This window comes from Chloroflexota bacterium (assembly GCA_018648225.1).
In the GTDB taxonomy this organism is placed as follows: domain Bacteria; phylum Chloroflexota; class Anaerolineae; order Anaerolineales; family UBA11858; genus NIOZ-UU35.
The window spans coordinates 1-7,005 of sequence record JABGRQ010000197.1; the positions used below are offsets into that span (position 1 = coordinate 1).

The 7,005-nt window shown below is 51.7% G+C and carries 8 protein-coding genes; all 8 read right to left on the reverse strand.

The window, feature by feature from the left end; genetic code table 11:
- A partial coding sequence (locus HN413_16940; GenBank protein ID MBT3392087.1) for a hypothetical protein occupies positions 1-588 on the reverse strand: 588 nt, incomplete at its 3' end.
- Positions 589-604: 16 nt separating this feature from the next.
- Complete coding sequence (locus HN413_16945; protein ID MBT3392088.1) at positions 605-841, reverse strand: hypothetical protein; 237 nt, start codon at positions 839-841, stop codon at positions 605-607.
- A 2-nt stretch (positions 842-843) separates the two neighbouring features.
- Positions 844-1,674: an ABC transporter permease subunit gene (locus HN413_16950; GenBank protein MBT3392089.1), complete on the reverse strand. Its 831-nt coding sequence runs from the start codon at positions 1,672-1,674 to the stop codon at positions 844-846.
- The gene (locus HN413_16955) at positions 1,664-2,629 is read right to left on the reverse strand and encodes an ABC transporter ATP-binding protein (GenBank protein ID MBT3392090.1); all 966 of its coding nucleotides are present in this window, start codon (positions 2,627-2,629) and stop codon (positions 1,664-1,666) included. The genes HN413_16950 and HN413_16955 overlap by 11 nt, the downstream gene beginning before the upstream one ends.
- A 96-nt stretch (positions 2,630-2,725) precedes the next feature.
- Entirely contained in the window at positions 2,726-3,271 is a 546-nt protein-coding gene (locus tag HN413_16960; protein ID MBT3392091.1) for a hypothetical protein, read from the reverse strand.
- A 26-nt stretch (positions 3,272-3,297) separates the two neighbouring features.
- Positions 3,298-3,738: a DUF3828 domain-containing protein gene (locus HN413_16965; protein ID MBT3392092.1), complete on the reverse strand. Its 441-nt coding sequence runs from the start codon at positions 3,736-3,738 to the stop codon at positions 3,298-3,300.
- Positions 3,739-3,853: 115 nt separating this feature from the next.
- Positions 3,854-4,471 (reverse strand): response regulator transcription factor, encoded by a 618-nt coding sequence (locus HN413_16970; GenBank protein MBT3392093.1) that lies wholly within the window; start codon positions 4,469-4,471, stop codon positions 3,854-3,856.
- Positions 4,472-4,494: 23 nt separating this feature from the next.
- Positions 4,495-6,672: a GAF domain-containing protein gene (locus HN413_16975; protein MBT3392094.1), complete on the reverse strand. Its 2,178-nt coding sequence runs from the start codon at positions 6,670-6,672 to the stop codon at positions 4,495-4,497.
- Between the last annotated feature and the right edge of the window lie 333 nt (positions 6,673-7,005).

Sequence of the window (7,005 nt, forward strand, 5' to 3'; positions counted from 1 at the left end):
ACTATTTTGCATCATCAGAATAGAACATGGGTTATTTTGTACAAAATCAAGGTGATAGCCCAAACCGGCAACGATGTTGAGCAGAATTTGCAAGCCCAGGTAAGCCATCACAACTACCCAAACCAGCAACCAGAGATACCACTTGCCGCCGGAAAGCCCGGCTTGCTGAAAGGCATCTTTTCCGCTGGCGAAGCGGACAATCAGCAGAATGACCAGAGAGACCACCAAGGCAAGCATCACCAGTCCGGCAAGCGGAGCGGGATACAGGTCGGGGCGTAATGTGGTCAGAATCACCAAGGCTGTGAAGAACAGGGTGAAGATGATGTAGAAGTTGAAGAACCAGCGCGGACGTTCATGGTAATTGTGCAGGTACAACGGGCTGTTTTTGAAGACATAACGTTGCAAAAAGATCGCAACGTACGCAGGAATCAACATCTGGAGTTGAAAGAATAGTTGCGCATATTCGCTGTAGCCAAATTTGAGCCATAAAACCAGGTCTATCAACCAACTCAAGGTAATCGTTAGCCCAACAAATAGCCCGACTTCTTTCCAGTTCACACTTCTTGTAGATACAGCAACGGATGACATCCTTATTCTCCTAAATTTATTCAGATTTGCGGGCGTCAAATTCTGCCCAAATCAGATAGGCAATCCCCGCCACCAGAGCGACCATACTCCAGTTGACCAATTCGGCACCAACATATTGCAACATGGCGGCGAAGAGTTCTGCGCTCCAATTATTGGCAATCGACGCGCCAAAGATGGCAGCAGCGATATACCGAGTGGCGTACAGAAACGCAGCAATAAAAATCAACATAACGCCGGTAAATCTTCTTGACATCACTAAAACTCTATTCTTTCAAATTTCACGAGCGCAAGAACGGTGAAGACCACGCTCCAAAGCAGTGATGCTACCAGCGGCGACCACAACATCTCTGCCGGGACGGGTTGGCTATCTGCGATCAAGGCTGCCATTTTCCCCAGCGACCAGGGCATGACGTACATCAACTCCTGGATTAAGCCGCCGATCAGGCTGCCGCCCATCGCAACGCCAAGCGCAATGCCCAAGATGGGCGCACGACTATCAAAGAATGTGCCCAGCATCAGGGTCAGCGTCAGGTAAAACAGGGTGTGGACAGCCATAATGCCAACGCCGCTCAAAAAGGGCAAAAACGGATACAGTGAACCGAGTCGCACAAAAAACAGCAAATACGTGACCAGCGCCGGGAGCGCAATCAGCAGCAGCAAAACGGCTGCTATCGCGGCGCTCAACTTTGCCAAGACATAAGAACGGCGGGCAACCGGTTTCGCCAGCAGCCACTCGGTCACACCGGAATGCTTTTCAGCCAAAATCAAGTCCTGGCTGAGCACAATCGCGCCAAGCGCCAATGCCATACTGCCCATCTCAAAGAAAATGCTGCGCGCCATTTGCAAGCCAAAGGGAAGCGGACCGCCCGCCGCGGCAACCGCCGGATCACCGGTGGCTGCGGCGACGGTGGGCAGCATGAATAACATCACAACCACCAAGCCGCCCAACATGCCCGACCACAAAATGGCGTTAATCCACCAGCGGCGCGTGCCCCACCAGGCGCGGTTTTCTTTATGCAGCAAATTGGCAAAGCCGCGCAATCCATGCCATTCAGTCACCCGTTCTAATTCTGTGTTAGCGCTCATCGCCATCTCCCTTCACAATATCCATAAAAACTTCTTCCAATTCATACTTTTTGCGGCTGAACTCTGTCACCGTGACCGTCGAGTCTGCCAGCACTGCCCGCAGCAAATTCGCTTCAGCCGCAGCCTCGTCGCTGACACTGACCTGCCAAAGACTGGCACCATCACCTTGCGACACCGCTGTATGCGTGACCCAGGGCAACGCCCCTAGTCGTTTCTCCAATCCGCTCGGCGTGCCTTTCAATTTGATCGAGTAGACCACGCCATCCTTTCCGTTCAAAATACTTTCAATCGAGCCGCTCGCCACGACCTGCCCCCGATTCAGGATCGCGACCGTATCACTAACACGCTGCACATCATCCAAAATATGGGTTGAATAAAAAATGGTGGTGTGCTTGCGCAAACGCGCCATAATATCCAGCACGGATTGGCGACCCAGCGGATCGAGCGCCGAGGCGGGTTCGTCCAGGATGAGCAGATCGGGATAGTTGACTTGTGCCAGTGCGATGCCGAGACGTTGTTTCTCGCCGCCGGAAAAGCCCTTGATGGGACGATTCGCCTTTTCGGCTAACCCGACCAACGCAAGCATCTCATCGCATCGCGCCCGGATTTTGGCTTGGGTACCGCTAAAAAAGAAGTGTGCTGCGAAAATTAAATTTTCGCGTGCGGTCATGTGGTCGATGAAGCGCGGCTGCTGCGGCAAGTAGCCAATCCGCTCGCGGATGGCGACGCTCTCGTCCACAATATCGTGCCCAAAGATCGTCCCGCTGCCGGATGTAGGGCGTACCAAACCGAGCAAGGTCTTCATCAGCGTGGTTTTGCCGGCACCGTTCGGACCGAGAAATCCGAAAATAGAATGCCTCGGCACGTTCAAATCCACGCCGCGAAGCGCCTGTACATCCCCAAAAGATTTACCCAAATGATGGGTTTCGATCACATAGTCGTTGGTGCGTGTCATACTTGTCTCCTTTACTGCTGTATAGAAAGCATAAAAGAAAATCTCCCCAAGCACATCAGCGACTTGGGGAGACTTGAGACTGGTCAGGTGGGTAGGTTATATCATTGTCAAAGCGGCTAAAAGCCCAAGCGCGGGTAGCAAGAGTGCCACCACAAAGATCGTGACAAATACCCTGCCCAGCCATTTCTTTTCAGGATGCTTGACCCAATACCAGGTCAGATATGCGAGCAGGAAGGATTGCAGCAGTACTTCGGAAAGTCCCATCCACATGCCCGCGAATTTCGCTTTGGTATAGATCAGTCCTTCGATAGAGCCGGGCGCGGTGCCAAAGGTCGAGAAGATGCCCACTACAACCAGAATCAGCCAGATGTTTAGATACCCTTTTTCGCTCTGGAAAAAAGCCTTTTGCAGACGATAAAAGATCAAGCCGAATAACAGTCCGCGAATGGGCTGCAAAAGCACACCCGCCTGCACCAGCGGATCGTCGGTCGGTCTCATCAGCGATTTCAGGGCTGGGTCAGCAAACTGGGTTGTGTAATCAAAAAGGGAATATGCTACCAGCCCAACAGCAAAATATGTAATCGTGTGAATAATGATGGTTTTTGTTGTGATCTCTCGCAACGTTCGTTTTTGGGAGTCCATGATTTTCACTCACTTTCTTGCAAAAATTAAGGTTGGCAAATCACCCGGTTCATTAACCAGGCGTTATCAATTTGCACTAATTCAACCGTGAACTGATGACCAGCAAGGCTGGTCGAGACTTCAACACTGGCTTGAGCGCCGGAAACCTGCGCCTGTGAGGTGTTGATTTCCGTCGGCTTGTCCTGCGCGCACAAGATCGGGTCGTAGCGCATCTCCGCTTGTGTGAAATCGTCTAAAAAGGTGATGAAGTCCGTGCTGAGAAACGAACTGGATTGGTAGGCTTTGTCCACCAGCGGATTGCCGTCGTAAGCCAGATACCAAGTATAAAAATCCTGCACGACCTGATCCGGTTGGTTTATGCTTTGCCGGTCATTAATCTTCATCGCCGGAAAGATCACAAAAGCCAAAGCACTAAAGATTGCCGCAGCCAAAATGATCAGAAACCCAAGCTGATTTTTGTTTTTCATATCGATTTCCTTTCGCTAGAATTGTCAACGACCTAAGAATACAAAAAAACTCCCCGAAGCACATCAGTAGCTCGGGGAGTTTGGATGCTGACCCGTTGGGGAGTCTCGAACCTGTCTACTTGACCAGGTTATGCTTCAAGGCGGTTGCAACTGCTTCGGTGCGGCTGGACGCTCCCAATTTGGACAGGATACTGCTCACATGAAACTTCGCCGTCGAGCGGCTGACCACCAGTTGATCCGCGATTTGGCTGTTATTTAACCCCTCCGTCATCAGAGCCAGCACTTCTTTTTCGCGCTCGGTCAGGTCAAAGCCGATTTTTTCGGCGGGCATTCGCGTGGCATCGATCAGGGCTTGGGCGGCTTCGGGTGCCAGAGTCGGTTTGCCCGCATACGCCGCACGAATGGCATTTGCCAATTCATCGGCGCTGACATCCTTGAGCAGATAACCGATCGCACCCGCTTGCAAGGCGCCCTGAACCAGCTCTTGTTCCTTAAAACTGGTCAGGACGATCACCTGGATTTCGGGACATCGTTCCCGGAATTTGCGAGTTGCCGTAGCGCCGTCCATGCCGGGCATGACGAGATCCATCAATACGACATCCGGCTTGGTCTGCGGGCACAGGCTGAGTGCCTGCTCCCCGCTGGATGCTTCCCCCACCAGTTCCATATCATCGCAGGTCAACAAAAAAGTGGATAGCCCGCTGCGCACAACGGCGTGGTCATCGACCAGCATCACGCGGATCAATTTTTCTTCTGTCATTTTCTGGCAGCCTCCCAAAATAATTTTATATACGTCCCTTGAGTGGGTTCGCTCTTGATTTCCAATTCGGCATGGATGGCATCCGCACGTTCGCGCATGATGCCCAGCCCCAAACTTTCAGCGGTAACATCTTCGGGGTGAAAACCGATGCCGTCATCCCGAATTTCGAGCAGCATCTTTTTCTCATCTCGTGCCAGGTTGACGGTAACCTGTGTCGCACCGGCATGTTTGCTGATGTTGTTCAGCGCCTCCTGCGCTACGCGGAAAAAGACTTCCTTGATTTCGGGGGCGGGGTCCACCTGTCCATCGGCGACCAAGTTCACAGGCACTCGGGTGCGCCCGGTAAAGGCGTTGACCAAATGCTGAAGGAGATCGACCAAGTCAATGTCCACGAGCGACGCGGGGCGTAATTCCAAAAGCAGCGTGCGCATCTCGGAGAGCGCTCCCCGTGTGAGCTGACGCAATTCATCCAGTTTTTCTTTTCCCAATTCGGGGTCACGATCCCATAATTTCGGCAGTACATCTGCGATCAGGCTGGCGGAAAAGAGAGTTTGCGAGACCGCGTCGTGCAGGTCACGCGCCAGTCGATTTCGCTCTGTGGTTACGGCGGTTTGCTCCACTTTTTCGCGCAGGTGCGCATTTTCGATGGCAAGCGAAACCTGCTCGGCAAAGGTGAGCGCGAGTTGGATTTGCTCATCGGTAAATTCTTGCGCCACTTTGTAGTAAAAAACCATGCCGCCGTAGACAGCATCCTGAATGAATAATGGTACCGAAAGCGAACCGGCAAAGGCGCTGCGCAAGGCAATGCGCTCTGTTTTGATTTCATCAGGAATGGTTGTGTCGCGTTTGATCTCATCGACCCGTTCGGGCAGGGGCGGGTAGTTGGTGTAGGTTGGTTTGCGCTTTAGGGTAGCGAGCAGGTACATCTCGCCGCCGGAGACCTTAAGTGCGCTGAAATGACGCCTGCCCCGTTTAGGGAACATGCCTGCCATACCATAGCTCGCCATGTGTTCAATTTCTTCTGCTTCGAGATCAAAATGATGCAAAACACATGCCGCTGCGCCAACACGCTGCGTCGCCAACCTGACCGCCTTTTCCAGAAAGGTATCCAGCGGCATATTGGCGTTGATCATGCCTATAATATCGCGCAGGCTTTCTGCGATTTCGCGCCTGCGTTCAACTTCATGGGTACGCTCGGTGACTCGTTGTTCAAGAGTCTGGTAAATCTTTACCCGCTCCGTAACGTCAATCGAAACATTGAGCAAGCCAACGACCTGTTCATTTTCATATAAGGGAGAGAGGACGATGTCCCAAAAAGATACGATACCGCCCGATTCAATACGCACCGCGTCTTGATGGATAGTTTCCCCCTTGAAGACCTGCTCGAATAAGGGGATGATGACATCTTCGGTGCCGGGTTCCAAATCAAAAAGATAGGCGCCCGGCAGAACTTGCACCGCTTCCGATGGGGTGTATTGGTCAATAAACGCCGCCCAGGTCGGGTTGCAGCGCACCAGATTGAAATCTCGATCGATCACGGCAATGCCCATCGGCATACGCTCAAAGAGCATTTCCAGCAAGTTGATCTGACGTCCCAGCATGGGATCGGGCGTGATCGAGACGACGGATTGATGCTCGGCTTCAGCCACCGGCAGCAGCTCGAACTCACAAAACGGATCACCCTTTGCCTGACATTGATGCTCGATACAGACGATATCCTGCCGCTCACCAATGATATTGACAAAGCCAACCAGTACACCGGCTGTGTAGGCACAAACCTGGACGTCAGCTTGCTGGTCGTGACGTTGCATCATCCAGGCTTCAAATGTATTCTGCCCCCGCACGAGAACTTTGCCCTCCTGCCAGTGCGAATCGACGATGTTAAAGTGACCAAAACCGGCGGTTTGGTACGCCTGAAGACAATTCTCGAAGAATTGCTGTTCTTCAGTAGTGCTTTTTGGCGTGCCAAAAGATTTTGCAAAAGATGCGCCCCCATTCGCGCCCGCCTGCTGAAAAACGGAATTGGTTAGCTGAAAGCCGATCAGTGCTTCGACTTGACGCCGAATACTCCAAAACCCTGATTCGATGTCCAGCAGCGCCATGCGAACAGCGCCAAACTCCAGCACTCCCGAAGATTTTTCTGATAGAAAGCGAAATGTGTCGTAGTCTCTCATCAAGACTTATTGTAGCAAAATCTTTATATCCAATGAACTTGCCAAATCCCCTGATTCTTGTGACAAATAACTGTTTTCGTCGGTTTAGAAATAAAGCACCCCTCACATCATCTGGATGTAAGGGGTGATAATCGTTTTAGCACTGTCATTCCCGTAAACCAACATACCACAATATTTACGGGATTTTCTCGTTTTCGATGCTGTTTGCCCATATATGGGGCGAAAAAGAACTCGCTTATGCTGCCTACGTTGCCGCCAACGTTAGCTTCGGACGAAATTTGTAGCCGTATATTTGATTTATACCGCGTAAACACTGTTTGGATGATCTTATGA

Bases quoted from the DNA above. Each gene is read 5' to 3' on its own strand.
- HN413_16945 (MBT3392088.1), bottom strand. From the start codon at position 841: ATGTCAAGAAGATTTACCGGCGTTATGTTGATTTTTATTGCTGCGTTT.
- HN413_16975 (MBT3392094.1), bottom strand. From the start codon at position 6,672: ATGAGAGACTACGACACATTTCGCTTTCTATCAGAAAAATCTTCGGGA.
- HN413_16965 (MBT3392092.1), bottom strand. From the start codon at position 3,738: ATGAAAAACAAAAATCAGCTTGGGTTTCTGATCATTTTGGCTGCGGCA.
- HN413_16960 (MBT3392091.1), bottom strand. From the start codon at position 3,271: ATGGACTCCCAAAAACGAACGTTGCGAGAGATCACAACAAAAACCATC.
- HN413_16950 (MBT3392089.1), bottom strand. From the start codon at position 1,674: ATGAGCGCTAACACAGAATTAGAACGGGTGACTGAATGGCATGGATTG.
- HN413_16970 (MBT3392093.1), bottom strand. From the start codon at position 4,471: ATGCTGGTCGATGACCACGCCGTTGTGCGCAGCGGGCTATCCACTTTT.
- HN413_16955 (MBT3392090.1), bottom strand. From the start codon at position 2,629: ATGACACGCACCAACGACTATGTGATCGAAACCCATCATTTGGGTAAA.